The organism is Pseudomonas cichorii, from assembly GCF_015471405.1.
In the GTDB taxonomy this organism is placed as follows: domain Bacteria; phylum Pseudomonadota; class Gammaproteobacteria; order Pseudomonadales; family Pseudomonadaceae; genus Aquipseudomonas; species Aquipseudomonas serbiensis.
On the sequence record NZ_BLVZ01000011.1, the window covers coordinates 1 to 24,529 of the forward strand.

Below are 24,529 nucleotides of genomic sequence, written 5' to 3' on the forward strand. Positions count from 1 at the left end.
TGACGGTTTGCAGGTACAGCAGGGTTTTCGGGTTGGCTGTGTCAATGAACAGCCTGAGCGGGTCGTTGCCCAGGTGCTCGGCCCATGTCTGGAAATCCGCCTGGGTGTCGCGGACCTGTTGCAGCAGGGCTTCGCTGATGGGCAGGTTGTCTTGCAGATAGGTACGTGCGCCCTTGAGGTCGACTTCACGGCGCCATTTCTCGCGGTCCTTCCAGGCTTGCAGCTCTTCCTGGGACGGGTATCGGCCATAACGGGTATGCAGCATCTGGCGCATGTCTGCGCTCTTGAACAGGTCCATCGTGCCCAGCGAACCGCCCGGCCCGTTGCCGTGCATGGTCAGCATCTCCTCCAGGTCCATCTGATCGAAATAAGCTTCTCTGTCGCTCAGAAACTGTTGGGTGCTGGCGCTGTTGCCACGTATCCAGGAGGGCTGGTATTTGGGGTCGCCATTGGCCCCGCAAAGCGCGGTTACGGTCTGAGCCATTTGCAGCTTATGTTCGTGTTCCTGTTGCCAGTTCTGATACGCGGCCTGATCCCCCGCCAGTTGCATGCCCAGGTCGTTGAACACGCCCAGCGGATCGTCGAGGGCGACCAGCAGCGAGCTGCATCTGTCCGGGACATTGCCCAGCCAGTACACATCGGCCCCGAGCGGGGTAAAGACCGACTTCGCCGCTTGATCGGGCTCGGCTGTCGGAATGGATGAGTCAGCGAAGCGTTTGTCCTCGACCACGTAATTCTTGTCGATATCGGCGACGGCCGTGGCGAGCGTCATCAGTGGCAACGTACCCGGCTCGTTCAGGGTGGCGCAGAAGTTGGCCAGGTCCAGGGGCTTCATCCACAGTGCGCGGCTGTCGGCGTGTGAGCGCATGTGTTCGCAGATTCGCCAGGTCCATTGCACCGGGGAAAAAGCCAGATGCAGGCGGTTCCTGCGAGGGTAAAGCAGGTAAGGGTTGCCCTCTCCATCGCCGCTGCGAACGTCACGCCCCAGATGGGCCTCCGTCCAGACGATGCGCGTCAGGCAGGCATCGGACGCCGAAACGCTGTACTCATGAAACGTCCCTGCCGTTTCGTCGAACACATAGACATACCCGTCGTAGAGCTGACGCAAGGTGTAGCTGCGGGTCTTGAGTCGTGGCAGTGGGCTCCACTGGCCACGGGCGGGCAAGGGCTTGAGCTGTGCGGGTTCGACATCGTAGCGCGAACGGTCCAGGGCATAGCGCACCGGGACAATGGCGATATCCGCCGTCTTGAGCGAACAGGCACAGGTGGCAGAAGACGGAGACTTGTCGAAGCGCGCCCCACGCCGTTCTTGCAGGGTGCCGTGTTTCTTAGTCATAGGACGCACCGTTGCGTGCGTCTTCAGCGGATACCTGAAAATGAAGAGTAATGAAGCGAGGAGCCTGGTAAACGAGCATGAACATCCCTTGTTCCCTGATGGTTGCCGAGCGACTTCGCTCGGACGTGGGAACGGTCTGTATCAAGAGTCATGCCTGTTAATTTTTCTATATAACAATCAATAACTTAAAATTAAAACCCTTAAAAACTGGTTGTTTTTCATACAAAAATCCCGAAAAAGTGCGCAAGCCCGTGCGCACCTGCGCAATATCTTGCGCAGCTGGTCGAAAAGCCCTGTTCATAAGGCTTGGAGGGGGTTTCAGGGGTGTTTTATCAAGGATGGGGTGCGCAAAAATTTGCGCACATAAAAAAGGGCCGATAAATCGGCCCGAATAACCCCACTCGATAAATCTGAAAATCAGCGGTTCGGTTGTGGCGTCAGGCGCAGGTAAGGCGTGACGGCCTTGTAGCCTTTAGGAAAGCGTTCCTTGATCTCGGCTTCGTCCTTGATGGACGGCACGATCACTACATCATCACCATCGACCCAGTTGGCTGGTGTAGCGACCTTGTAGTTGTCGGTCAGTTGCAGGGAGTCAATGACCCGCAGGATCTCGTGGAAATTACGCCCGGTGCTGGCCGGATAGGTAATGGTCAGGCGTACTTTCTTGTTCGGATCGATCACGAACAGGGAGCGCACGGTCAGCGTGTCGCTGGCATTGGGGTGGATCAGGTCGTACAGATCGGAAACCTTGCGATCGGCATCGGCCAGGATCGGGAAATTGACCAGCGTGTTTTGCGTGGTGTTGATGTCGTCGATCCATTTGATATGGGAATCGACCGGGTCCACCGACAAGGCAATTGCCTTGACACCGCGCTTGGCAAACTCGTCTTTCAATTTGGCAGTGAAACCCAACTCGGTGGTGCAGACCGGCGTGAAATCGGCCGGGTGAGAGAACAACACGCCCCAGCTATTGCCCAGCCATTCATGGAAACGGATACGGCCTTCACTGGAATCCTGTTCAAAGTCAGGGGCGATATCGCCAAGTCGCAGTGTCATGGTGTTGCTCCTTGTTCGGTCGGGTGTTCATTGAGTTATGGCCCTACTGTGCACCGCCTGCTAAAAAATTAAAAAGAATGGATATCGATTTGGTTAGACCTGAAAGGAATATTAAATTTCAGGCAAAAAGAACCCCGCCGAAGCGGGGTTCCTTTTCAACTGACCGGGCTTATTTGAAAGCGTAGGTGTAGTTGAAGATCAGACGAGTCTGGTCGGCATCACTTGCACCGTTCAGGCCTTCATCCGCACGGTAGGTACCGTGGCGCACGGTAGTACCGAAGCCTTTCAACGGACCGCTCTGGATCACGTAGTCGATACGCATGTCGCGTTCCCACTCCGAGTACTCATGGCCAAAGGAAGAGGTATTGCGAGCACCTTTGACGTCCTCACCACGAAGGTAGGCAACAGCAGCTTTCAGACCAGGAATACCCACTTTGGCGAAGTCATACGAGTATTGACCGAAAGTGGTGTTCTCACCGGCACGGTTGAACTGGTTAATCATCGAGTCAGTGAACAGGTAGAAGCTGGAGCCACCGTTACCTTCTGGACGACCACGACCATCCACAACGTTGCCTTGGTTCAGGTTGACAAAACCACCGTCGTCACCGACTTGTTGGTGACCGACCAGGAACGCATGACCACCCAAGGTGTAGGTGAACATTGCAGACCAGGTCTTGTTGTCGACTTCGCCAACGTTCTTGGCATAACCGTTGTTGTTGTTGAAGGCATAACCCGCTACGTTCTTGCTGTTATTGCCATCAGCGCTGCTGTTGAAATAACGCAGGTCAGTCTTGAAGGACTGGTCAGGAGCGATTTGGTAAACATGTACCAGACCCAGGAAATGCTGCTTGTAGAAGTTTTCCAGGTTAGCGAAGTAGTACTGCAGGGTCAGGTCTTTGGTGGCTTTCCAGTCGCCACCGGCGAAACGGAACTCGTTGCTGTCACGAGTAGCGCCAAATACTGACAAACCGGTGGAGTTGCTGGAAGCACGACCAGCGGAACCGGTCAGTTGACCGCCAGTCAAGGTGAAGTTGTCCAGATCCTTGGAAGTAACGATACCGCCTTCAAAGGTCTGAGGCAGCAAACGACCGTCGTTGGAAACCAGGATTGGCAGGTTTGGTGCCAGAGCATTACCGACTTTCAGTTCGGTTTTCGAGAAGCGGACCTTGGCGTTGGCACCACCGCGACTCCAGGAACTGACCGAATCACCGTCAGTATCCATGGGGAAGAAGCTGTTCTGGGTAGTAGCGGTCTTGTTCTGGATACCGCCACCCAGATGCACACCCACCAGAGCCTGAACGTCCAGACCGAAACCAACGGTGCCTTCGGTGTAACCCGAGATGAAATCGAACTTCAGACCGGTAGCGGTTTCACGCTGGTCAGTAACGTTACGGCCTTCACGCAGGTCGTTGTTGAAGTACATGGTACGAGAACTAACGGACGCCTTGCTGTCTTCAATGAAACCTGCTGCGCCGGCCTGCTGAGCCAATACACCAAAGGTTACGGCCAGGGCCAGTGTGGACTTCTTCATTGCTACGCTCCTCGTGAATCTAATTTTTTTAATCCATGGTGCCGAGCAAGGCTCTGACCCATGTATTCGCGTTAAGCGACAGGCCCGACCAGAGGTCAATGGTGACTGTGCGCCTCGAGACTCAAATGACTAGACCGCGTTGTCACTGGTGCAAGGTAGTGAAAATCCGATAAATCCAAAAGCAATTATTCGTAACGCTTTTAGACTGATTTGATATATGTCACAACGCATTTCAACCAGGACGCACAGGAGTGTATCCATCAAATAAGCTAATTCCCAAAAAATATTTTTCGACCATTCGTCAGATCGTTTAGTTTTCAGCTACCGGACAACCGGATCTCGACTCTCCAGTCACGAAATCCCAACCGGAAAACCCGCACAATGAAGATAAAATCCCTTACAAAACGGTTACTTGCGAATCAACTAGCAGTAATTATGACAATTGCCACCACCTTGACACTTTCTGTGCCAGCACACGCAAAAGAAACTTTGCGAATCGGCTTTCAGAAGTCCTCAACGCTCATTTCGGTGCTCAAAAGCCAGGGTACGCTGGAGCGTGAACTGAACAAAAAGGGCATTTCGGTGTCATGGCATGAGTTTCCCAGTGGCTTGCCTTTGCTCGAATCACTGAACGTGGGGAATGTCGACTTGAGCGCCGATGTCGCCGATACGGTCCCGGTCTTTGCTCAGGCGGCGGGAGCGCGGCTGACGTATTTCGCTCAGGAAGCCTCTTCTCCATCAGCCCAGGCGATTGTCGTGCGCAGCGATTCGACGTTCAAAACCCTGGCCGATCTCAAGGGCAAGAAAATCGCGGTCACCAAAGCCGCTGGCAGCCATTACCTGTTGATTGCCGCCTTGAACAAGGCCGGCCTGAAGTTCACCGATATTGATCCCGCCTACCTCACACCAGCCGATGGCCGCGCCGCCTTCGAGAACGGCAAGGTGGACGCCTGGGTCACCTGGGAACCCTTCCTCAGCAGCGTACAGCGCCAGTTGCCTACCCGCACCCTGGCCGACGGCACTGACCTGGCCAGCTACAAACGCTATTACCTGACCACCACGCCCTATGCCAATAGCAACCCGGAAGTCCTGAAGGTGGTGTTCGCCGAACTCAAGAAAACCGGCGAATGGGTCAAAGCCCACCCGAACGAAGCCGCAAGGATTCTGAGCCCGCTGTGGGGCAGCCTGGATATCGCGACCGTAGAAGCAGCCAATAAGCGGCGCAGCTATGAGGTGCAAGCGGTACAAGCCGACCAGCTCGATGAGCAACAGAGCATTGCCGATGCATTCCTGGCAGCGGGGCTGCTGCCCAAGGCCGTGGACGCCAAGGATGTGCAGGTGTGGAAGCCTTGAAGCCGTAATGCGCAATCTGTGTAAAAGATCGCCGCCTGCGTAGGAGCGAATTTATTCGCGATGCATTTCGCGAATGAATTCGCTCCTACGGTCGGGAACAGTCTCGTTTTCGGCTCATAAGCTAATTCAAAAAAGTTATTTATTTCTAAATTCTTAGATCATTTACGCTCCGCAATCAGCCAGTACCCGGCCCGCCTGATTCGGAGCTTCACCATGAAACTGCACTTCTCCCTGCGCCTTTTGGCGGCCTTGTCTCTGACAGGCGCGTCTTTCCTCACCCAGGCTGCCGACTTCACTGTGGCTTACCAGACCACCGTCGATCCCGCCAAGGTCGCTCAGGCAGATAACGCCTATGAGAAAGCCACCAACTCGAAGATCGAATGGCGCAAGTTCGAGAACGGTGCAGACGTCATCACCGCCATCGCGTCGGGCGATGTACAGATCGGCTATCTCGGTTCAAGCCCCCTGACCGCCGCAGCCACTCGCAAACTGCCGGTTGAAACCTTCCTGATCGCCACCCAGATCGGCGCGGCGGAAGCGCTGGTGGCCCGCAATGGCTCGGGCATCAATACGCCACAAGACCTGATCGGCAAGAAAGTCGCCGTGCCGTTCGTTTCCACAGGCCACTACAGCCTGCTGGCAGCGCTCAAGCACTGGAACATCGACCCGGCCAAGGTCACCATCCTGAACCTGGCGCCACCCGCCATTGCCGCTGCCTGGAAACGTGGGGATATCGACGCGACTTACGTCTGGGACCCGGCACTGGGCGTTGCCAAGGAAACCGGCAAGGTGCTGATCACCTCCGGCGAGCTGGCCCAGGCCGGTGCTCCGACCTTCGACGCCTGGATCGTGCGCAAGGACTTCGCGGCCAAGAACCCGCAACTGGTCAGTGCCTTTGCCAAAGTGACGCTCGATGCCTACGCCAGCTACCGTCAGGACCCGAGTGCCTGGATCGCCAATACCGGCAATATCGAAAAACTGAGCAAGCTGTCCGGTGCCAAGACAACTGATATTCCTGCGCTGCTGCAAGGCAACGTTTATCCATTGGCCGTCGACCAGAAAGCTCTGCTGGGCGCACCGACCATCGAGGCTATCACCAAGACCGCTGCCTTCCTGAAAGAACAAGGCAAGGTCGATGCGGTACTGCCTGATTACTCGGCCTACACCAGCGCCAAGTTCATTCCCCAATAATCCACCTGATCGAGAATGAGGCAACAGCCATGGCTCTATTGCAACTGGAGCGTATAAGCGCACAGTACCCCGGCGCGGCAGAGCCTGTGCTGGCGGATATCAACCTGAGCCTGGGGCCGCAGCAATTGCTGGTTGCCCTTGGCCCGTCCGGCAGTGGCAAGACCTCATTGCTCAATCTGATCGCAGGCTTCGTCCAGCCCAGTGCCGGGCGCATCACGCTCGACGGCATTGCTGTAGAAGGCCCGAGTGCAGAGCGCGGCGTGGTGTTTCAGGACGATGCATTGCTGCCTTGGCAGAATGTGCTGGCCAACGTTGCGTTCGGACTTGAGCTGGCAGGTGTCTCCCGAACCGAACGCGAAGCGAAAGCACGGGAAATGCTGGCACTGGTGGATCTGGCCGGTTTCGAGCAACGCCGCATCTGGCAATTGTCGGGCGGCCAGAAACAACGTGTCGGCCTGGCCCGAGCGCTGGCAGCCAACCCTCGGGTGCTGCTGATGGACGAACCCTTCGGTGCCCTCGATGCTTTCACCCGCGAACAGATGCAAGAACTGTTGCTGCAAGTCTGGAGACGCACCGCCAAACCGGTGTTCCTGATTACCCACGACATCGAAGAAGCCGTCTTCCTGGCAACCGACCTGATCCTGCTGGCCCCCAATCCCGGCCATATTGCCGAACGCCTGCAACTGGACTTCGGACAACGCTACAGCGCCGGTGAGTCCGCACGAGCGATCAAGTCCGATCCACGCTTTATCGAAACCCGCGAACACGTACTGGCCAGCGTCTTTTCCCAGCGCAACCTCGCACGGGAGCAGCGCGCATGAGCAGCTATGAACTAGAGAGTCCGGCCAAGACCGGCACAAAGAAAACACCGCGTACGCCACTGCAATTGAAGTTGAGCACCCGCACCATCAGTGTTCTGACGCTGTCGATCCTGTTGGGTCTGTGGTGGGTAGTGACCGCAGCGCAATGGATCGAGCCGTTGTTCCTGCCACCGCCCTCTGACGTTCTCCAGAAAGGCTGGCTGCTGTTGACCACAGGCTATATGGACTCAAACCTCTGGCAGCATCTGGGCGCCAGCCTGCAACGTATCGGCCTGGCATTGGGAGCAGCCATCCTCAGCGCTATCCCGGTAGGCATCGCCATTGGACATAACAGGATCGCCCGAGGCATCTTCGATCCGCTGATCGAGTTCTATCGCCCTATTCCACCACTGGCTTATCTGCCGCTGATCGTTATCTGGTGCGGCATCGGCGAGTTCTCCAAGGTCCTGCTGATCTATCTGGCCATTTTCGCGCCCATCGCCATTGCCACGGCAACCGGCGTACGCACCGTGGACCCGGCCAAACTGCGAGCCGCACAATCTCTGGGAGCCACACGCTGGCAGTTGATCCGCCATGTGATCTTGCCCAGCGCCTTGCCGGACATTCTGACCGGCATACGGATCGGGCTCGGTGTGGGCTGGTCGACGCTGGTCGCGGCCGAACTTATCGCAGCCACCAGCGGGCTTGGCTTCATGGTGCAGTCGGCCGCGCAGTTTCTGGTGACGGATATTGTGATCCTGGGGATTCTGGTGATTGCCGTCATCGCCTTTGCCATGGAACTGGGCCTGCGTGCGCTGCAACGCAAACTGGTGCCCTGGCATGGGCAGAATCACTGACCTGCGCAGCAATACGGCATCGCCTTCGCTTTTCGCACTATTTCGGTGCGCAATTAGCCTGCAAAGAAAGGAAAGGACACTGCTAATGAAGAGGCCTGCAAGACCTGGAAAAATTTCCTGCACCCTCTGGAGCCCATTCTCAAAAGGGTTTCAGACGAAAAAAACTGTTTTTTAAAGTTTCGGCTCAAAGTCTCTCAAAACTGGCACGCACTCTGCATTAGGTTATACATCACCAGTTTTGGGGACCTTGGTACAGGCAGGCCGGGGATTCCCCTCTTTTATTCCTCCCGGAGACTGACCTCCAGTCTCCAGCGCCCGTCCACCTCTGCAGTGCGCCAGTCGCCATGCAGTGGACGGGCCGCCAGGAGAGTCAGCACCAAATCCTTCCCGTTTCGCTCAAGCTTCCAGCGCGCAACCTTGTTGTCGATGCGCAACTGACCATTCCATGGCCGCCCCCAGGACTCGAAACGCAGGACGACTGTTCCGTCGACATGATCGCCCTGAATCTGCGGCTGTTCGTTGAACCAGAGCGCCAGCCCCGTGGGCAACTCCTCGATCTGCTCCAGTTCCAGAGGCGCAGGTTGCTGCAGACGACCGATTATCATCCCGATGGTAAAGCCGACAATCGCCATCGAACCAAGAACTCTTGGCCATAGCTTCGGCCTGGGGTCCTCTTCGGGGGTAGAATGCATCCCGTCCCTTCGTTCGGAGCCGTGCATGTTTCACGTCATCCTTTTTCAACCAGAAATTCCGCCGAATACCGGCAATGTGATCAGGCTATGCGCCAACAGTGGCTGCACCCTGCATTTGATCGAGCCCCTGGGCTTTGAGCTGGACGACAAGCGCCTGCGCAGGGCCGGCCTCGATTATCACGAGTATGCCACGCTGCAAACCCATGCCGACCTGTCCACATGCCTGGAAAAGATCGGTAACCCGCGGCTGTTCGCTTTTACGACCAAAGGCTCGCGCCCGTTCCACGACGTCAGTTTTGAAAAGGGCGATGCCTTCCTGTTCGGCCCGGAAAGTCGTGGCCTGCCAGCCGATATTCTCGACTCACTGACCACAGAGCAAAGATTGCGCCTTCCCATGCGCGAAGGGTGCCGCAGCCTGAACCTGTCAAACACCGTCGCCGTCGCCGTTTATGAGGCCTGGCGCCAGCACGGGTTTGCCTGAGAATTCATACGGGTAGGAGCGAATTCATTCGCGAGAGGCCTGTACATCCGAAGAAAATGTATCGGCCTCAATGACGTCTCGCGAATAAATTCGCTCCTACAACAAATCAGACCGCATCCCTCGGCAGCATCAACCCCAGCGGCAAACGCACTCTTGCTTCAAGCCCGCCACCGGAACGGTTTCTCAGTTCGACATTACCGCCATGCATCGCGGCGATCCGCTTGACGATTGCCAGCCCAAGGCCAGTGCCTTTGCCACTGCGCGCCCGGTCACCACGAATGAACGGATTGAAGATGATGTCCAGCTCCGAAGGATCGATACCTGCCCCCCGGTCCAGCACACTCAGCACGACATAAGGAGCACTCGTATCGCCGGAAACATAAGCGGCGACTTCGATTCCGTTGCCAGCGTGGTGCATGGCGTTGCCGATAAGGTTGGTCAACAGGCGCTTCATTGAAACCCGGCGCAGCGGGAAAGGCGGAATCGGTTCAAGACACAGGCGGATGTGCTCATCCGGATGATTGAACGGCGCGACCACTTCACGCACCAGATCACTGAGGTCGACCTCTTCGATTTCCTCGTCGCGCCCATCGCGGATAAAGGCCAGGAACTGATCGAGAATGGCGTCCATGTCCTCGATATCGCGCACCATGCCTTCGGTGAATTCATTCTCGTCGCTCATCAGTTCCAGCGACAGACGCAGGCGGGTCAGAGGCGTGCGCAAGTCATGGGAAACCCCCGCCAGCATCAACTCACGCTCCTGTCCGGCCTGTTCGACATCCTCGGCCATCTGGTTGAAGGCTCGATAAACCTCGGTCATTTCACTGGGCGTATCGCTGACCGGCAACCGCACACTGCGCCCCTGCCCCAACTGGCGGGCTGCAAAAACCAGCCGTTTGAGCGGCTGATTGAGCTGTCGTACGAAAATCCAGGCCGATGCGGTGGACAACAGCCCGATGGCCAGGAACCAGCCCAACACGTTCCAGATCTTCTGCCCGCGCAGTGGATGCGGGTAAAGCGGCACTTTCAGCCAGCCATCCCCGAGGCTCGGCGCCCGAACCCAGAGAGCAGGAGGTGCATGAACCCGCAAACGCACTTCGGTATCGGCCCCAAGCTCTGCCTGCATCTGGCGCTGATAGATTTCGCTATAAGGCCAATGCTGCTCGCCTTCAGGTACGCCGCCACCAACCACACGAATCAGGCCGGCAGCTTCGGCAATCGCTTCACGGTCGTTTTCATTCGCGGCCCAATAGGCGCGCAAGGTCAAGGCGACGCCATGGCTGTACTGCCTGTCGACCAGCACGTCTTCGTTCATCAGCAGGTAGACCAGCGTCAGCGCCTTGGAAAACAGCACGACAATAAGCACCAGCCAGAGGGTGCGTGAGAAAAAGCTTTGCGGAAACCAGAGCGGAGTCTTCATAACTGCAGCTATACACTTTGCAGGGCGAGCCGGGCTCGCAAGTTTGCGGATCGTGGTCCAGGCCATGGTACGAACGCGAAAACCAAAACGTCGATAGCCCGTTCAGGCTATCGACGCAAGTGGCAAGGACTTCAGTGCTCTGCGCTGGCAATCGACCTGTCAGCGGTTCCCGGCTCCATCCGGAACGAACACATAACCCACGCCCCAGACAGTCTGGATATAGCGTGGCTTGGACGGGTCCGGCTCGATCAGGCGACGCAGACGGGAAATCTGCACATCGATGGAGCGCTCCAGAGCATCCCATTCGCGGCCACGGGCCAGATTCATCAGTTTGTCGCGGGTCAGCGGCTCGCGAGCATGCATGACCAGCGCCTTGAGTACGGCAAACTCACCGGTGGTGAGCATATGCACTTCATCGCCGCGCTTGAGTTCACGGGTTGCCAGGGAAAGCACGTAGTCACCGAAGCTGACAGACTCGTCTTCGCTGCCTGGTGCGCCGGGCACAGGTGCTGCCTGACGACGCAGGACCGCCTTGACGCGGGCCATCAGTTCGTCCGGGTTGAAAGGCTTGGCCAGATAATCGTCTGCGCCCAGCTCCAGCCCCTTGATACGGCTCTGCTCATCGCCTTTGGCAGTGAGCATGATGATCGGCACCTGATTGTTGGCTGCACGCAAACGACGGCAAGCAGACAGGCCGTCTTCTCCGGGCAACATCAAGTCCAGAACCACAAGGTTGAAAACCTCGCGGGACAATAAACGGTCCATTTGTTCGACGTTTGCCACCGCACGGGCACGATAGCCCTTGCTGGTGAAAAAACGCTCTAACAGGCTGCTCAACCCCGGATCGTCATCGACGATCAGGATTTTTTCGCCTTCAGCATTTTGTGCAGTGCTGCTCATCGGATGCTCCTTTGATCTCGGGGCGCATTATGGCGTAGCTGCGGTGATGCGCACCGTGTGCATTGTTAGCAGATTTTACTGGGGCCGACATGAATGAGTGATTCTGCTGAGCAAAACTGCTCGCATGGACCGGCCAATCCCCTAATTGGAGTTCGCCGGGTATAATGCGCGGCCCTCAAAGTCAGGCTGTGCCGGACTATGGCGGTTCGCCGGTATTGTTACAAGGCCGGCGAGCGAAGGGCAGGCAAGACAGTTTTTTGTAAAGAATCCAGTTTTTTGCTCACAACTCCAGGTGGTCTTATGGACAGCATCAACAGCCGCATCGCCGAAGAACTGGGCGTGCGCCCTCAACAGGTCGCAGCGGCCGTAGCACTATTGGATGAAGGCTCGACCGTGCCTTTCATCTCACGCTACCGCAAGGAAGTGACCGGCAGCCTTGATGACACGCAATTGCGCCATCTGGAAGAGCGTCTGCGTTATCTGCGCGAGCTCGACGAGCGTCGCGTCAGCATCCTTGCCAGTATCGAAGAGCAAGGCAAGCTGACCCCGGAGCTGGCCCGCGACATCAATCTTGCCGACACCAAGACACGCCTCGAAGACTTGTACCTGCCTTATAAGCAGAAGCGCCGCACCAAAGGCCAGATCGCACTTGAGGCGGGCCTGGGCGAGTTGGCGGACGGTCTTTTCAACGACCCGTCCCTGACACCGGAAACCGAAGCCGCACGTTTCGTCGATGCCGAGAAAGGCGTGGCCGACGTGAAGGCTGCGCTGGAAGGCGCCAAGTACATCCTGATGGAGCGCTTCGCCGAAGACGCCACGCTGCTGGACAAACTGCGCAGCTTCCTCATGCAGGAAGCCGTGATCAGTGCCCGCGTAGTGCCCGGCAAGGAAGAGGAAGGCGCCAAGTTCCGCGACTACTTCGAGCACGACGAGCCGCTCAAGAGCATGCCGTCGCACCGCGCCCTGGCGATTTTCCGTGGCCGCAACGAAGGTTTCCTCAGCTCTGCGCTGAAAGTCGGTGAAGAGTTGCCAGGCACCCTGCACCCGTGCGAACTGATGATCGGCGAACGTTTCGGCCTGCAGAACCAGAACCGCCCTGCCGACAAGTGGCTGGCCGAAGTCGTGCGCTGGACCTGGAAGGTCAAGCTCTACAGCCATCTGGAAACCGACCTGCTGGGCGAACTGCGCGACAGCGCAGAAACCGAAGCGATCAACGTATTCGCCCACAACCTGCACGACCTGCTGCTGGCCGCTCCGGCCGGCCCGCGCGCCACACTGGGTCTCGACCCGGGCCTGCGCACCGGTTGCAAGGTGGCGGTGGTCGATGCCACCGGCAAGCTGCTCGACTACGCCACCGTCTACCCTCACGTGCCTAAAAACCAGTGGGATCAGACCATCGCTGTGCTGGCCGCGCTCTGCGCCAAGCATTCGGTAGACCTGATCGCCATCGGCAACGGCACTGCCAGCCGCGAAACCGACAAGCTGGCTGCCGAGCTGATCAAAAAATATCCAGCAATGAAAATGACCAAGGTCATGGTGTCCGAGGCTGGCGCTTCGGTGTACTCGGCTTCCGAGCTTGCAGCCAAGGAGTTCCCGGATCTGGACGTTTCGATCCGTGGTGCCGTCTCCATTGCCCGTCGCCTGCAAGACCCGCTGGCCGAACTGGTGAAGATCGACCCGAAATCCATCGGTGTCGGCCAGTACCAGCACGACGTCTCGCAACTGAAACTGGCCCGTGGCCTGGATGCAGTGGTCGAAGACTGCGTGAACGCCGTCGGCGTCGACGTGAACACCGCTTCGGTAGCCTTGCTGGCGCGTATTTCGGGCCTGAACACCACGCTGGCGCAAAATATCGTTGCCCACCGTGATGCAAATGGTGCCTTCAAGACCCGTGCATCGCTGAAAAAAGTAAGCCGTCTGGGTGAAAAGACCTACGAACAGGCTGCCGGCTTCCTGCGCGTCATGAATGGCGAAAACCCGCTGGACTCGTCTGCCGTTCACCCGGAAGCCTACCCGCTGGTACAGCGTATTGCGGCTGAAACCGATCGTGATATTCGCTCGCTGATCGGCGATGCCAGCTTCCTGAAACGCCTGGACCCGAAGAAATTCACCGACGAAACCTTCGGTCTGCCCACCGTAACCGACATTCTGCAAGAGCTGGAAAAACCGGGCCGCGACCCGCGTCCGGAGTTCAAGACTGCCGAGTTCCAGGACGGCGTCGAAGACCTCAAGGACCTGCAACTGGGCATGATCCTCGAAGGCGTGGTCACCAACGTCACCAACTTCGGTGCTTTCGTCGATATCGGCGTGCATCAGGATGGTCTGGTGCATATCTCGGCGCTGTCCGAGAAGTTCATCAAGGACCCGCGTGAAGCCGTCAAGGCTGGCGACGTCGTGAAGGTCAAGGTCATGGAAGTCGACATTCCGCGCAAACGTGTCGGTCTGTCGATGCGCATGAGCGATACGCCAGGGGAGAAAATCGACGGTGCCCGTGGCCCGCGTCCGGGTTCTGCGCCGCGCCAGCAAAGCAGTGCGCCACGCAAGGAAACCGCAACGGCGGCTCCGGCCAATAACGCCATGGCATCACTGTTCGCCAATGCCAAACAGTTGAAGAAGCGTTGATGGATATCCCTGAAGATCTGACCCATAGCGCCTACTTCAAGATGCTCGGCTGCGAGCTGCGGCGTCTGGATAAAGGTGTCGCCGAGGTCGCGTTGCCACTGGAGGCGCACCTGCGCAACCGTGGCAACGTGATGCACGGCGGGGCGATTTTCAGCCTGGTGGATATCGGCATGGGGCTGGCGTGTTCCAGCTCCCATGGTTTCGACCAGCGCAGCGTCACCATCGAATGCAAGATCAACTATGTACGCGGCGTATCCGAAGGCGAGGTGTTGTGCATCGCCAAGGTCCTGCATGCAGGCCGCCGCACGCTGGTCGTCGAAGCCGAAGTGGTCCAGGACGACAAACTGGTCGCCAAGGCGCAAGGCACCTTTGCGGTCATCTAAACTTTTACGAAAGTGTGATGAAAGCAATCACTTGCTAGCTCTATAGAGCCGATTTGGGGTAATTTCGGCACCATTAGCGTGGTGTCGGACCCATTTTGACGGTACGACAAAGAGCCGTGATCGTGAGCAGGCGTCAAAGACCCAACCAGGCGACAACGCCAGTTCCTTTCTTCACCCTTGTAGACCGTTCTGTCCACCCCCATATTGGGGCGACCGATGCGTGAAGGAATCCACCTTGAGCGAATTTCTCAACCGCCGCCTGGCTCTTCTTGGCGAGCGTAACAACCTCTCTCTGCTGGAGCAGTGCCTGCACGGTATCGAGCGCGAATGCCTGCGCGTTACCGGCCAGGCACGCCTGGCACAGACACCCCACCCGCAATCGCTGGGTGCAGCACTGACCAATGGCCTGATCACGACCGACTATTCCGAATCGCTCCTGGAGTTCATCACTCCAGCCCTGACGGACCCGGCACAGACCCTCGACAGCCTGGACAAGATTCATCGCTTCGCCTACAGCAAGCTGAACGACGAATTCCTCTGGAGCCCGTCGATGCCGTGCCCGCTGCCGGCCGAAGAAGAGATTCCGATTGCCTATTACGGCACGTCGAACATCGGCAAGCTCAAGTACGTGTATCGCAAGGGTCTGGCGCTGCGTTATGGCAAGACCATGCAGTGCATTGCAGGGATTCATTACAACTTCTCGCTGCCGGAAGATGTCTGGGCACTGCTCAAGCAGACCGAAGACTTCGCAGGCGACGCACGGGACTATCAGTCGCACTCCTACATTGCGCTGATCCGTAACTTCCGTCGTTACAGCTGGTTGCTGATGTACCTGTTCGGAGCCTCGCCGGCACTCGACGCCGGTTTCCTGCGGGGCCGCGCTCACCAGCTGGAACATTTCGACGCCGATACGCTGTATCTGCCGTATGCAACCAGCCTGCGCATGAGCGACCTGGGTTATCAGAGCAAGGCCCAAGCCGACCTGACGCCGTGCTACAACGATCTGGTGAGCTACACCGACAGCCTGCGCAAAGCGGTGGCAACACCTTACGCGCCGTATGTAGAAACCGGCACCCATGATCAGAATGGCGAGTGGGTACAGCTCAACACCAACGTGTTGCAGATCGAAAACGAGTACTACTCCAATATTCGCCCCAAGCGCGTGACATATTCGGGCGAACGCCCTATCCAGGCGCTGGTGGCCCGTGGCGTGCAGTACGTCGAGGTTCGTTGCCTGGACATCAACCCGTTCCTGCCGACCGGCATCAACCTGGAGCAGGCTCGCTTCATCGATGCGTTCATTCTGTTCTGCGCCCTTGAAGAAAGCCCGCAACTGGCCAGCCACGAATGCTCCAACGCAGGCTCGAACTTCCTGTCCGTGGTCAAGGAAGGTCGTCGTCCGGGCCTGACGCTGCAACGCAACAATTCGAGCATCGAGCTGAAAGCCTGGGCGACCGAGCTTCTGGAGAAAATCACTCCATTGGCTCAACTGCTGGACAAGGCGCAGGGCAACGACGAGCACATCAGATCGATTGCGGCCCAACAGGCCAAGGTCGACGATTCGTCTCTGACACCATCTGCACAAGTACTAGCCAGCATGAGAGCCCATGAAGAAGGCTTCACGGCTTTCTCGTTCCGCCAGAGCCAGAAACATGCCGACTACTTCCGCAACTATCCGCTGAGCGCTGAAGATCAGGCGCAGTTCGAGTCGCTGGCGAAAGCTTCGATTGCGGAACAGGCAGAGCTGGAAGAAACCGAAGAAGTCGTGGACTTCGACACCTTCGTGGGCGCGTATCAGGCGAGCATTCTGTCGATCAGCAACTGATGACAGGAACATCACAACACCGTAGGAGCGGATTTATCCGCGAGACATCACCGAAGGCGATGGATAGTCTTCAGACCTCTCGCGAATGAATTCGCTCCTACGCAGGTGGGGTTAAATCGCCTTCTCGAAGATTTTCGAGTTGCGCTGATAGTTATAGAGCGACGCCCGTGCGCTGGGCAGACGATCAACGCTGCTCGGCTCAAAGCCTCGCTCGCGGAACCAGTGTGCGGTGCGGGTGGTGAGTACGAACAAGGTCTTCAGGCCCAACGCCCTGGCACGGTTCTCGATGCGTTCCAGCAACTCATCCCCGCGCCCGCCATGGCGATACTCGGGATTGACCGCCAGACACGCCAGCTCACCGGCCTCGGAGTCCGCAATCGGGTAAAGCGCCGCACAGGCAATGATCAAACCTTCGCGCTCGACCACACTGAACTGCTGGATCTCGCGCTCCAGCACTTCCCGTGAACGACGAACCAGAATCCCCTGCTCTTCCAGCGGCGTGATCAGGTCCATCAGGCCGCCTACGTCTTCGATCGCCGCCTCACGCACCAGCTCGAACTGCTCTTGCGCAACCAGCGTACCGCCACCATCACGGGTGAACAGCTCGTTCAACAGCGCGCCATCTTCGGCATAGCTGACGATATGGCTGCGGCCTACACCGCCACGACAAGCCTCGGCGGCGGCATCCAGCAATTCAGCCTGATAGTTGCTGCCCAAACGCAACAGATGCGCAGGCACCTGCTGTGGACGCAGTTCACGTACCAGACGGCCCTGCTCATCCAGCAAGCCTGTTTCGGCACCGAACAGCAGCAGTTTGTCGGCTCCAAGGTCGATGGCAGCACGGGTCGCGACGTCTTCGCAGGCCAGATTGAAGATCTCGCCCGTCGGTGAATAACCCAGTGGCGACAGCAGTACGATATGGCGCTCATCCAGCAGGCGATTGATACCTTTGCGGTCAACGCGGCGAACTTCGCCGGTGTGCTGATAATCGACGCCTTCAAGCACGCCGATAGGCCGTGCAGTGACAACGTTGCCGCTGGTCACCCGCAACCGCGAGCCCTGCATCGGCGAAGCCGCCATGTCCATGGACAGACGCGCTTCGATGGAAATACGAAGTTGACCCACCGCATCGATCACGCATTCCAGCGTTTCGGCATCCGTGATGCGCATGTCGCGGTGGAAGCGCGGTGTCAGGCCGCGCTGGGCCAGGCGACTTTCGATCTGCGGACGCGAGCCATGGACCAGCACCAGCCGCACGCCCAGGCTGTGCAACAGCACCAGGTCGTGGACGATATTGCCGAAATTGGGGTGCGCAACACCATCGCCGGGCAGCATGACGACAAAAGTGCAATCGCGGTGAGCATTGATATAAGGAGATGCGTGACGAAGCCAGTTAACGTAATCGGGCATAACCGAAAGAGCCTGTAAAAGAATGGACGAAAGACAGAAACACGCACAACGCTGTGGTGGTTATCGTCGGAACAGGCTTGGCAACACGCGCAATCTCCTTCTCTATCGGGTTCTGTCTGGCCCGTTTATTGGGGGCTCAGGCAATAATGCTGGATCAACTGACGTAACAGAAGCACTGTAGGCTCCAGGCGTGACATTTCAAGGTATTCGCCCGGCTGATGCGCACAAGCGATGTCGCCCGGGCCTAGAACCAGTGTTTCGCAGCCAAGGCGCTGAAGATAAGGCGCTTCGGTGCCAAATGCTACTGCTGCCGCCGTATGACCTGTCAGACGTTCTGCAATGCGCACCAGTTCCGCATCCGCCGCCTGCTCGAACGGCGCACACTCCGGGAACAGGGGCGCGTAATCGATCTGCACCTGATGCAGTTCGGCCAGCGGTTGCAGCTTTTGCCGGATAGCGGCCCGCAGGGCGTCCGGGTCCATGCCGGGCAAAGGACGAAGATCGAACTCCAGCGAGCATTGCCCGCAAATCCGGTTCGGATTATCGCCACCATGGATGCAGCCGAAGTTCATCGTCGGTTGCGGCACGCTGAACTGCGGGTTGCGGAATTCACTCTGCCATTGCTGACGCAGGCCCTTGAGTTCGCTGATCGCATCATGCATGGCTTCCAGCGCGCTGTGCCCAAGGCTTGGGTCCGAAGAGTGGCCGCTGCGCCCGAGAATCTCGATACGCTCCATCATCACGCCCTTGTGCAGGCGAATCGGCTTGAGCCCGGTCGGCTCGCCAATGACCGCTGCACGCCCCAATGGACGACCGGCCTCAGCCAGAGCTCGCGCTCCAGCCATGGAGCTTTCTTCATCGCAGGTGGCGAGAATCAACAGCGGCTGCTTGAACGGCTGATCGAGCAAACCGCGTACGGCTTCGATAACCAGCGCGAAAAAACCTTTCATGTCGCAACTGCCCAGCCCGACCCAGCGGCCATCGACCTCGGTCAGTTTCAGCGGGTCGGTTTTCCACAGCGCCTCATCGAACGGCACGGTATCACTGTGCCCGGCCAGCACCAGTCCGCCAGGACCTGAGCCATAAGTCGCCAGAAGATTGAATTTGCCCGGCGAGACTTGCTGGATATCACAGGCAAAACCCAGATCGCCCAGCCAACCCGCCAGCAGATCGATCACCGCACGGTTGGATTGGTCCAGAGATGGCTGGGTGCAACTCACCGAAGGCACGGCAATCAACGCAGCGAACTGATCTTTCATGGACGGCAAGGGCATGTATGCTTCCTGTAATCGGGACGGAACACGGACCATCATAGGGCCATAACACCTGCGGAATAAACCGTTGCAGGCCATGTCCTGTACACTGCCGCCCTCAGCAGCCGTCAATCATTGGCTGCGCTCCCGTTATCAGCATCAGCGTTTGGACTCCCCGGCCATGCAAAAAGAAACAGAAATCAAACTCCGCGTCAGCCGCGAGACCCTCGTTGCACTGCGCGAGCACCCCTTGTTGAAGAAGCGCAACAAAAGTGGCTGGGAGCGTATCGATCTGTCGAACCAGTATTTCGACACACCGGAGCGTGATCTGGCCAAGGCCAAGGTCGCGCTGCGCATTCGTCGCGATGGTGACCGGATCATCCAGACCTTGAAGACTCGTGGGCAAAGCGTGGCAGGCCTGTCGGAGCGCAACGAATTCAACTGGGACCTGCCCAAGGCCAAGCTGGATCTGAAGAAGCTCGAAGGCGACTGCTGGCCCGAGCAACTGGCGGATCTGGACAAGAAAACCATCAAACCACTGTTCACCACTGATTTCGTTCGTGAAAAAGCGGAAATTTCCTGGGGCCGCGGCAAGAGCAAGGTCGTGATCGAGGCGGCTCTGGATCTGGGTCAAGTGGTGCTCGGAAAGCAAAAGGAAGAAATCTGCGAGCTGGAGCTGGAATTGCGCGAAGGCGAATCTGCCGCGCTGCTGGAGCTGGCCGCAGAACTGGCCGCCACTCTGCCGCTGATGCCCTGTGATATCAGCAAGGCCGAACGCGGCGAACGCCTGTTCAATGCCGACAGCTATTCCCTGAGCCTGCCTGCGCCAAAGCTGGGCGCCGAAACGCCACTGGACGACGCCTATGCGGCACTGGCCTGGTATCTGCTGGGCAGCAGCCAGCGTCTGGCCGAGCAATATCGTTTCAATGGTCATTGGCGCCTGCTGCAAGAGTGGGTCGACCTGCTGGCCGAGTTGCGTTCACTGACCAGCAGCCTCGGACAAGCCGCACCACGCGCCTCGACCGCTCAATTGCGTACCGCACTGGATGCCCTGCTGGAAGACTGGCGCCCGCTGGTGCAAGCCGGCCAGGAAGATGAAGACGTACGCGGCGCGGCTCACGAGCAGTTCCTCGAAGAGCTGCAGGACACCCGTTGGGGCGAGTTCTCGCTGAATACTTCGCGCTGGCTGCTGAACCGCAGCTGGACTGTCGAGCGTAACAACCGCGGCAACCGCCAGGGCGCGGCGCTATTGGCAAGCTGGCTGCCACGCCTGCTCGCCGACGAGGCGACTGCCCTGCAACTGGGCCGCTACCAGCAGCAACCCGAAGACCTGGCCGAGCAATTGCCACGTATCGAACGCATCCAGGCCTGGCTGCACTGGGCACGCGGCGCGCTGGACCTGCCGGAGCTGGATCGTCTGTATGGCGAGTTGAACAAGCTGGAGCAACTGGCTCACCAGAACATCAGTGATGAAGTCCTCGATGCTCGCGTGCAACAGGCGCTGACCGTATTCCAGAGCCGCGCCTGGAAACTCCTGCTGCGTATGTAATGCATCATTTTCGCGAATGAATTCGCTCCTACGGGTGTAGGAGCGGATTTATCCGCGAATGCCTCTACCGTAAAAGCGGCAGGCTGGTCGTGGACTTGATCTCGGATAACGCCACGGTCGAGTTCACTTCCTGAATCCCCGGCACCATCGACAGTTTTTCAAAGAAAAACCGCTCATACGCCTCGATATCCGGCGTCACGATACGCAGCAGGAAATCCACCGACCCCATCAGCACGTAGCACTCCAGCACCTCCGGGAAACCGCGAATCGAATCGGTGAACTCGGTGAAATTGGAGCGCCCGTGGGCATTGAGTTTGACCTCGGCAAATATCTGCGTATCAAGGCCGATCTTTTTGCGATCCAGCAATGTCACCTGACGCCGTATCACACCTTCATCCTTCAGCCGCTGAATACGTCGCCAGCAGGGCGACTGCGACAAACCCACCTGCTCCGCAACCTGGGCACTGGAGAGCGAGGCATCCTCTTGCAGCAATGCCAGTATCTTGCGGTCGTAAGCATCCAGCTCAACTTGCATAAACAATCCCTTTAAAATCCATATTACGCATTAACAATTCCAAAAAATCGTAAACCTATTGATCATAGACCAGAAATTTCCGTTTCGGCGTGCAAGAATTTCTCCACTCAATACAGGAGAGGCCAGTATGCCCAACCTTGAAGCCGTTGCAGCCCCCGAAATGCGTCCGGACACATGGTCACCCGCCAATTTTTCCTGCTGCGCGCGCTATCAGGTTCTGGCCGAAGCCGAACCGGCTTTGCTGTGTCAGGTCCTGAATCTGTTTGCGATGCAATACCTGACGCCGCAGAACATCATTGTTTCACGCCAGGATCAAATGCTGGCCATTGATCTGCTGGTCGACGGGTTAAGCTGGCATCGGGCTCAGGTGATTGGCGAAAAAATGCGCAATCTGATCGATGTATATTCGGTCGAACTGGAGCAAATACACGCCACAGAGGCCTCTCATCAGCGTGTAGCACTGGCCGCAGGCTGAATTGTCTCGCAAAGATTCGCAATTCCCGGTCGCATAGAGGGCTCAACACTGGCACGCTTGAGGACTATTCTTGCTCATCGTCTGATGATGAATTGCCCCAAGGAGCGCGCATGGCAGTCCTCGCCCCATCGTCACAGGATCGCTGGCTCGATCTGAACGATCTTCTACGTGATCTGGTCGCCCAAGGCGTCCTCACCCAGATCGACGCAGAAACAGCACTCACCCAGCGCCGTAGCGCGGCGAATATCCAGCTCCATCCGCTGGAGTTCATTGCGTCCCAACAGTTCGATGACCTCAAGCGTCCCGGCAAGAAACTCGATCTGGAAACCCTGACCCACTGGCTGGCGCAGCAATGCGATCAGCCGTACATGCGTATCGATCCACTGAAAATCAATGTCGCGGCGGTTACGCCCCTGATGTCTTACGCCTTTGCCCAGCGCCACAAGATCCTGGCAGTGGCCGTGGATCGCGAGTCCGTAACCATCGCCAGCGCGCAGCCTTATGTTCGCGCCTGGGAAGAGGACCTGGCCCATGTACTGAAACTCTCAATCAAGCGCGTGGTGGCCAACCCGGTCGATATCCAGCGCGTGACAGTGGAGTTCTTCAGGCTGGCGAAGTCTGTCAGCGGGGCCACTTCAACCGATCAAAAAATAAGCAACATGGGCAACTTCGAGCAGTTGCTCAAGCTGGGTGCCAGCGATCAGGAGCCCGATGCCAACGACGCGCATATCGTCAATATCGTCGACTGGTTATTCCAGTACGCTTTCCAGCAACGCGCCAGCGATATCCATATCGAACCGCGCCGCGAGCAAGGCACCGTACGTTTTCGTATCGACGGCGTGCTGCATAACGTCTACCAGTTCCCGTCGCAGGTCACCATGGCGGTGGTCAGCCGCCTGAAAAGCCTGGGCCGGATGAACGTCGCGGAAAAGCGCAAACCTCAGGACGGCAGGGTCAAGACCACAACGCCCGATGGCGGCGAAGTGGAATTGCGGCTCTCGACCCTGCCCACCGCGTTCGGCGAAAAGATGGTAATGCGGATCTTCGACCCCGAGGTGCTGCTCAAGGAGTTCGATCAACTGGGTTTCTCCAGCGATGACTTGCGTCGCTGGCAGGGCATGACCAGCCAGCCCAACGGCATCATTCTGGTGACAGGCCCGACCGGTTCGGGCAAGACCACCACGCTCTACACAACGCTCAAGAAGCTGGCGACTTCAGAGGTCAACCTCTGCACCATCGAAGACCCTATCGAGATGGTGGAGCCAGCCTTCAACCAGATGCAGGTCCAGCACAATATCGACCTGACATTCGCAAGCGGCGTGCGGGCCTTGATGCGACAGGACCCGGATATCATCATGATCGGCGAGATTCGCGACCTGGAAACCGCAGAAATGGCGATTCAGGCTGCTTTGACAGGCCACCTGGTACTCTCGACCCTGCACACCAACGATGCACCCAGCGCCATCAGCCGCATGCTTGAACTCGGCGTGCCGCATTACCTGCTCAAGGCAACCATCCTTGGCGTAATGGCTCAACGCTTGGTACGTACGCTGTGCCCGCACTGCAAGGCTCCGATCAACCTGAACGAAACCGACTGGCAGACCCTGACCCGCCCCTGGCAAGCCCCGGTGCCGAGCGGCGCGCATCAGGCCGTGGGCTGCGTGGAATGTCGTGAAACAGGTTACCGTGGACGCGCCGGTGTCTACGAGATCATGCTTATGTCCGACAGCGTCAAAGCCTTGATCAGCGCCGACCTGGACCTGACCGCCATGCGCCGGCAGGCCTTCAAGGAGGGCATGCGCAGCCTGCGATTGTCCGGCGCGCAAAAAGTCTCGGCAGGACTGACGACACTGGAGGAAGTGCTGCGGGTCACGCCACAGAGCGAGCAGCGCTAGAAAAACGAACTCAACATCAGAAATCGACAGGGAAAGGTTATGCAAATCGGCAGTGTAGTTCTGTTATTCGTCGGCTTGGCAGTTGCTATTGTCTTCATGGGCTTCAAGGTTGTACCGCAGGGCTTCCAGTGGACGGTTGAGCGCTTTGGCCGTTACACGACCACGCTGAAACCGGGTCTTAATATCATTGTGCCCGTGATGGACCGTATCGGGCACAAGATCAACGTCATGGAAAGCGTGCTGGATATTCCACCTCAGGAAGTCATCACCGCCGACAACGCCACCGTGCAGATCGATGCCGTATGTTTCTTTCAGGTGGTCAACACGGCACAGGCCGCCTATGAGGTGAACAACCTCGAACACGCCATCCGCAACCTGCTGCAAACCAACATCCGTACCGTGCTCGGCTCCATGGAGCTGGATGCGATGCTCAGTCAGCGTGACAACATCAACGAGCGCCTGCTGCGCACGGTCGATGAAGCCACCGCGCCCTGGGGCATCAAGATCACCCGTATCGAAATCAAGGACATCAGCCCGCCAGCAGACCTGATGGCGGCGATGTCCGGCCAGATGAAGGCCGAACGGATCAAGCGTGCGCAAATCCTTGAAGCCGAAGGCTTGCGCGCCTCTGCGATTCTTACCGCTGAGGGCAAGAAGCAGGCGCAGATCCTGGAAGCCGAGGGTGGTCGTCAGGCCGCATTTCTGGAGGATGAAGCACGCGAACGTCAGGCCGAAGCTGAAGCGCGGGCTACCCAGGTGGTGTCCGAAGCAATTGCCGGCGGAAACGTACAGGCCATCAACTACTTCGTCGCTCAGAAGTACGTCGAGACACTGGGCAAACTGGCATCTGCCAATAACAGCAAAGTCATCCTGATGCCGCTGGAAGCCAGCCAGGTGATCGGTGCGGTGGGCGGTATCGGAGAAATCGTCAAAGCCACCTTCAACAACCCGAAAGCCTGAGGCAA

Annotated in this window: 21 protein-coding genes; 12 read left to right on the forward strand and 9 right to left on the reverse strand. The window is 57.9% G+C overall.

The annotated features are described in order from the left end of the window. From JL015_RS17855 to JL015_RS17865, 3 genes are all read right to left on the reverse strand, one after another. A partial coding sequence (locus JL015_RS17855; RefSeq protein ID WP_374063438.1) for a toxin VasX occupies window positions 1-1,336 on the reverse strand: 1,336 nt, incomplete at its 3' end. Window positions 1,337-1,753: 417 nt separating this feature from the next. After that, the gene (locus JL015_RS17860) at window positions 1,754-2,392 is read right to left on the reverse strand and encodes a peroxiredoxin (RefSeq protein WP_201001216.1); all 639 of its coding nucleotides are present in this window, start codon (window positions 2,390-2,392) and stop codon (window positions 1,754-1,756) included. Between the two features lie 169 nt (window positions 2,393-2,561). Continuing rightward, a complete protein-coding gene (locus JL015_RS17865) occupies window positions 2,562-3,923 on the reverse strand; it encodes an OprD family porin (RefSeq protein ID WP_025262390.1) in 1,362 nt (453 codons plus the stop codon). Window positions 3,924-4,358: 435 nt separating this feature from the next. Here JL015_RS17865 and JL015_RS17870 point away from each other — a divergent pair, with 435 nt between their 5' ends. From JL015_RS17870 to tauC, 4 genes are all read left to right on the forward strand, one after another. Then, window positions 4,359-5,276, forward strand: coding sequence for an aliphatic sulfonate ABC transporter substrate-binding protein (locus tag JL015_RS17870; RefSeq protein ID WP_074569103.1), 918 nt, complete (start codon window positions 4,359-4,361; stop codon window positions 5,274-5,276). Window positions 5,277-5,489: 213 nt separating this feature from the next. Further along, window positions 5,490-6,467, forward strand: coding sequence for a taurine ABC transporter substrate-binding protein (gene tauA / locus JL015_RS17875; RefSeq protein ID WP_201019399.1), 978 nt, complete (start codon window positions 5,490-5,492; stop codon window positions 6,465-6,467). Window positions 6,468-6,496: 29 nt separating this feature from the next. Then, window positions 6,497-7,288, forward strand: a complete 792-nt coding sequence (tauB, locus tag JL015_RS17880) for a taurine ABC transporter ATP-binding subunit (RefSeq protein ID WP_201019400.1) — start codon at window positions 6,497-6,499, stop codon at window positions 7,286-7,288. Then, window positions 7,285-8,124: a taurine ABC transporter permease TauC gene (tauC, locus tag JL015_RS17885; protein WP_122320524.1), complete on the forward strand. Its 840-nt coding sequence runs from the start codon at window positions 7,285-7,287 to the stop codon at window positions 8,122-8,124. The genes tauB and tauC overlap by 4 nt, the downstream gene beginning before the upstream one ends. A gap of 278 nt (window positions 8,125-8,402) precedes the next feature. On the opposite strand, the gene JL015_RS17890 is transcribed toward tauC, so the two are convergent. After that, window positions 8,403-8,843, reverse strand: coding sequence for a hypothetical protein (locus JL015_RS17890; RefSeq protein ID WP_095068289.1), 441 nt, complete (start codon window positions 8,841-8,843; stop codon window positions 8,403-8,405). Between JL015_RS17890 and trmL the strand changes: the two genes are divergently transcribed. Next, the gene (trmL, locus tag JL015_RS17895) at window positions 8,842-9,297 is read left to right on the forward strand and encodes a tRNA (uridine(34)/cytosine(34)/5-carboxymethylaminomethyluridine(34)-2'-O)-methyltransferase TrmL (RefSeq protein WP_095068288.1); all 456 of its coding nucleotides are present in this window, start codon (window positions 8,842-8,844) and stop codon (window positions 9,295-9,297) included. The genes JL015_RS17890 and trmL overlap by 2 nt on opposite strands. Window positions 9,298-9,403: 106 nt before the next feature. Here trmL and JL015_RS17900 read toward each other — a convergent pair whose 3' ends face one another. Then, window positions 9,404-10,717, reverse strand: a complete 1,314-nt coding sequence (locus JL015_RS17900; RefSeq protein WP_095068287.1) for an ATP-binding protein — start codon at window positions 10,715-10,717, stop codon at window positions 9,404-9,406. Between the two features lie 159 nt (window positions 10,718-10,876). Next, a complete protein-coding gene (gene ompR, locus JL015_RS17905; RefSeq protein WP_025262398.1) occupies window positions 10,877-11,617 on the reverse strand; it encodes an osmolarity response regulator transcription factor OmpR in 741 nt (246 codons plus the stop codon). Window positions 11,618-11,917: 300 nt separating this feature from the next. Here ompR and JL015_RS17910 point away from each other — a divergent pair, with 300 nt between their 5' ends. The 3 genes from JL015_RS17910 to gshA all read left to right on the forward strand — a co-directional run bounded on the left by JL015_RS17910 (window position 11,918) and on the right by gshA (window position 16,447). Further along, window positions 11,918-14,239, forward strand: coding sequence for a Tex family protein (locus JL015_RS17910; protein ID WP_095068286.1), 2,322 nt, complete (start codon window positions 11,918-11,920; stop codon window positions 14,237-14,239). Continuing rightward, a complete protein-coding gene (locus JL015_RS17915) occupies window positions 14,239-14,622 on the forward strand; it encodes a PaaI family thioesterase (protein ID WP_201001202.1) in 384 nt (127 codons plus the stop codon). Before JL015_RS17910 ends, JL015_RS17915 begins: the two co-directional genes overlap by 1 nt. A gap of 235 nt (window positions 14,623-14,857) precedes the next feature. Continuing rightward, a complete protein-coding gene (gene gshA / locus JL015_RS17920; RefSeq protein WP_201019401.1) occupies window positions 14,858-16,447 on the forward strand; it encodes a glutamate--cysteine ligase in 1,590 nt (529 codons plus the stop codon). A 111-nt stretch (window positions 16,448-16,558) separates the two neighbouring features. Here gshA and argA read toward each other — a convergent pair whose 3' ends face one another. Both argA and argE read right to left on the reverse strand, forming a co-directional pair. Further along, window positions 16,559-17,857 carry an amino-acid N-acetyltransferase gene (argA, locus tag JL015_RS17925; protein ID WP_201001200.1) on the reverse strand — a complete coding sequence of 433 codons (1,299 nt, stop codon included), beginning with the start codon at window positions 17,855-17,857 and terminating at the stop codon, window positions 16,559-16,561. A gap of 125 nt (window positions 17,858-17,982) precedes the next feature. Continuing rightward, window positions 17,983-19,131 (reverse strand): acetylornithine deacetylase, encoded by a 1,149-nt coding sequence (gene argE / locus JL015_RS17930; protein WP_201019402.1) that lies wholly within the window; start codon window positions 19,129-19,131, stop codon window positions 17,983-17,985. A gap of 160 nt (window positions 19,132-19,291) precedes the next feature. Here argE and JL015_RS17935 point away from each other — a divergent pair, with 160 nt between their 5' ends. Further along, window positions 19,292-20,659, forward strand: coding sequence for a CYTH domain-containing protein (locus JL015_RS17935; RefSeq protein ID WP_201019403.1), 1,368 nt, complete (start codon window positions 19,292-19,294; stop codon window positions 20,657-20,659). A 64-nt stretch (window positions 20,660-20,723) separates the two neighbouring features. On the opposite strand, the gene JL015_RS17940 is transcribed toward JL015_RS17935, so the two are convergent. Next, window positions 20,724-21,194: an Lrp/AsnC family transcriptional regulator gene (locus JL015_RS17940; RefSeq protein ID WP_201001197.1), complete on the reverse strand. Its 471-nt coding sequence runs from the start codon at window positions 21,192-21,194 to the stop codon at window positions 20,724-20,726. A 127-nt stretch (window positions 21,195-21,321) separates the two neighbouring features. Here JL015_RS17940 and JL015_RS17945 point away from each other — a divergent pair, with 127 nt between their 5' ends. The 3 genes from JL015_RS17945 to JL015_RS17955 all read left to right on the forward strand — a co-directional run bounded on the left by JL015_RS17945 (window position 21,322) and on the right by JL015_RS17955 (window position 24,524). Next, window positions 21,322-21,669: a hypothetical protein gene (locus tag JL015_RS17945; protein ID WP_201019404.1), complete on the forward strand. Its 348-nt coding sequence runs from the start codon at window positions 21,322-21,324 to the stop codon at window positions 21,667-21,669. Window positions 21,670-21,779: 110 nt separating this feature from the next. Then, window positions 21,780-23,564, forward strand: a complete 1,785-nt coding sequence (locus tag JL015_RS17950) for a GspE/PulE family protein (RefSeq protein ID WP_201019405.1) — start codon at window positions 21,780-21,782, stop codon at window positions 23,562-23,564. Between the two features lie 39 nt (window positions 23,565-23,603). Then, window positions 23,604-24,524: an SPFH domain-containing protein gene (locus JL015_RS17955; protein ID WP_201019406.1), complete on the forward strand. Its 921-nt coding sequence runs from the start codon at window positions 23,604-23,606 to the stop codon at window positions 24,522-24,524. Window positions 24,525-24,529 lie beyond the last annotated feature (5 nt).

What these genes read in the sequence shown, in the direction of transcription:
- JL015_RS17890 (WP_095068289.1), bottom strand. Translation starts at nt 8,843, where the DNA reads ATGCACGGCTCCGAACGAAGGGACGGGATGCATTCTACCCCCGAAGAG.
- tauA (WP_201019399.1), top strand. Translation starts at nt 5,490, where the DNA reads ATGAAACTGCACTTCTCCCTGCGCCTTTTGGCGGCCTTGTCTCTGACA.
- JL015_RS17955 (WP_201019406.1), top strand. Translation starts at nt 23,604, where the DNA reads ATGCAAATCGGCAGTGTAGTTCTGTTATTCGTCGGCTTGGCAGTTGCT.
- JL015_RS17945 (WP_201019404.1), top strand. Translation starts at nt 21,322, where the DNA reads ATGCCCAACCTTGAAGCCGTTGCAGCCCCCGAAATGCGTCCGGACACA.
- argE (WP_201019402.1), bottom strand. Translation starts at nt 19,131, where the DNA reads ATGCCCTTGCCGTCCATGAAAGATCAGTTCGCTGCGTTGATTGCCGTG.
- tauC (WP_122320524.1), top strand. Translation starts at nt 7,285, where the DNA reads ATGAGCAGCTATGAACTAGAGAGTCCGGCCAAGACCGGCACAAAGAAA.
- JL015_RS17865 (WP_025262390.1), bottom strand. Translation starts at nt 3,923, where the DNA reads ATGAAGAAGTCCACACTGGCCCTGGCCGTAACCTTTGGTGTATTGGCT.
- JL015_RS17870 (WP_074569103.1), top strand. Translation starts at nt 4,359, where the DNA reads ATGACAATTGCCACCACCTTGACACTTTCTGTGCCAGCACACGCAAAA.
- JL015_RS17900 (WP_095068287.1), bottom strand. Translation starts at nt 10,717, where the DNA reads ATGAAGACTCCGCTCTGGTTTCCGCAAAGCTTTTTCTCACGCACCCTC.
- tauB (WP_201019400.1), top strand. Translation starts at nt 6,497, where the DNA reads ATGGCTCTATTGCAACTGGAGCGTATAAGCGCACAGTACCCCGGCGCG.
- argA (WP_201001200.1), bottom strand. Translation starts at nt 17,857, where the DNA reads ATGCCCGATTACGTTAACTGGCTTCGTCACGCATCTCCTTATATCAAT.
- ompR (WP_025262398.1), bottom strand. Translation starts at nt 11,617, where the DNA reads ATGAGCAGCACTGCACAAAATGCTGAAGGCGAAAAAATCCTGATCGTC.
- JL015_RS17950 (WP_201019405.1), top strand. Translation starts at nt 21,780, where the DNA reads ATGGCAGTCCTCGCCCCATCGTCACAGGATCGCTGGCTCGATCTGAAC.
- JL015_RS17860 (WP_201001216.1), bottom strand. Translation starts at nt 2,392, where the DNA reads ATGACACTGCGACTTGGCGATATCGCCCCTGACTTTGAACAGGATTCC.
- trmL (WP_095068288.1), top strand. Translation starts at nt 8,842, where the DNA reads ATGTTTCACGTCATCCTTTTTCAACCAGAAATTCCGCCGAATACCGGC.
- JL015_RS17940 (WP_201001197.1), bottom strand. Translation starts at nt 21,194, where the DNA reads ATGCAAGTTGAGCTGGATGCTTACGACCGCAAGATACTGGCATTGCTG.
- JL015_RS17935 (WP_201019403.1), top strand. Translation starts at nt 19,292, where the DNA reads ATGCAAAAAGAAACAGAAATCAAACTCCGCGTCAGCCGCGAGACCCTC.
- JL015_RS17915 (WP_201001202.1), top strand. Translation starts at nt 14,239, where the DNA reads ATGGATATCCCTGAAGATCTGACCCATAGCGCCTACTTCAAGATGCTC.
- JL015_RS17910 (WP_095068286.1), top strand. Translation starts at nt 11,918, where the DNA reads ATGGACAGCATCAACAGCCGCATCGCCGAAGAACTGGGCGTGCGCCCT.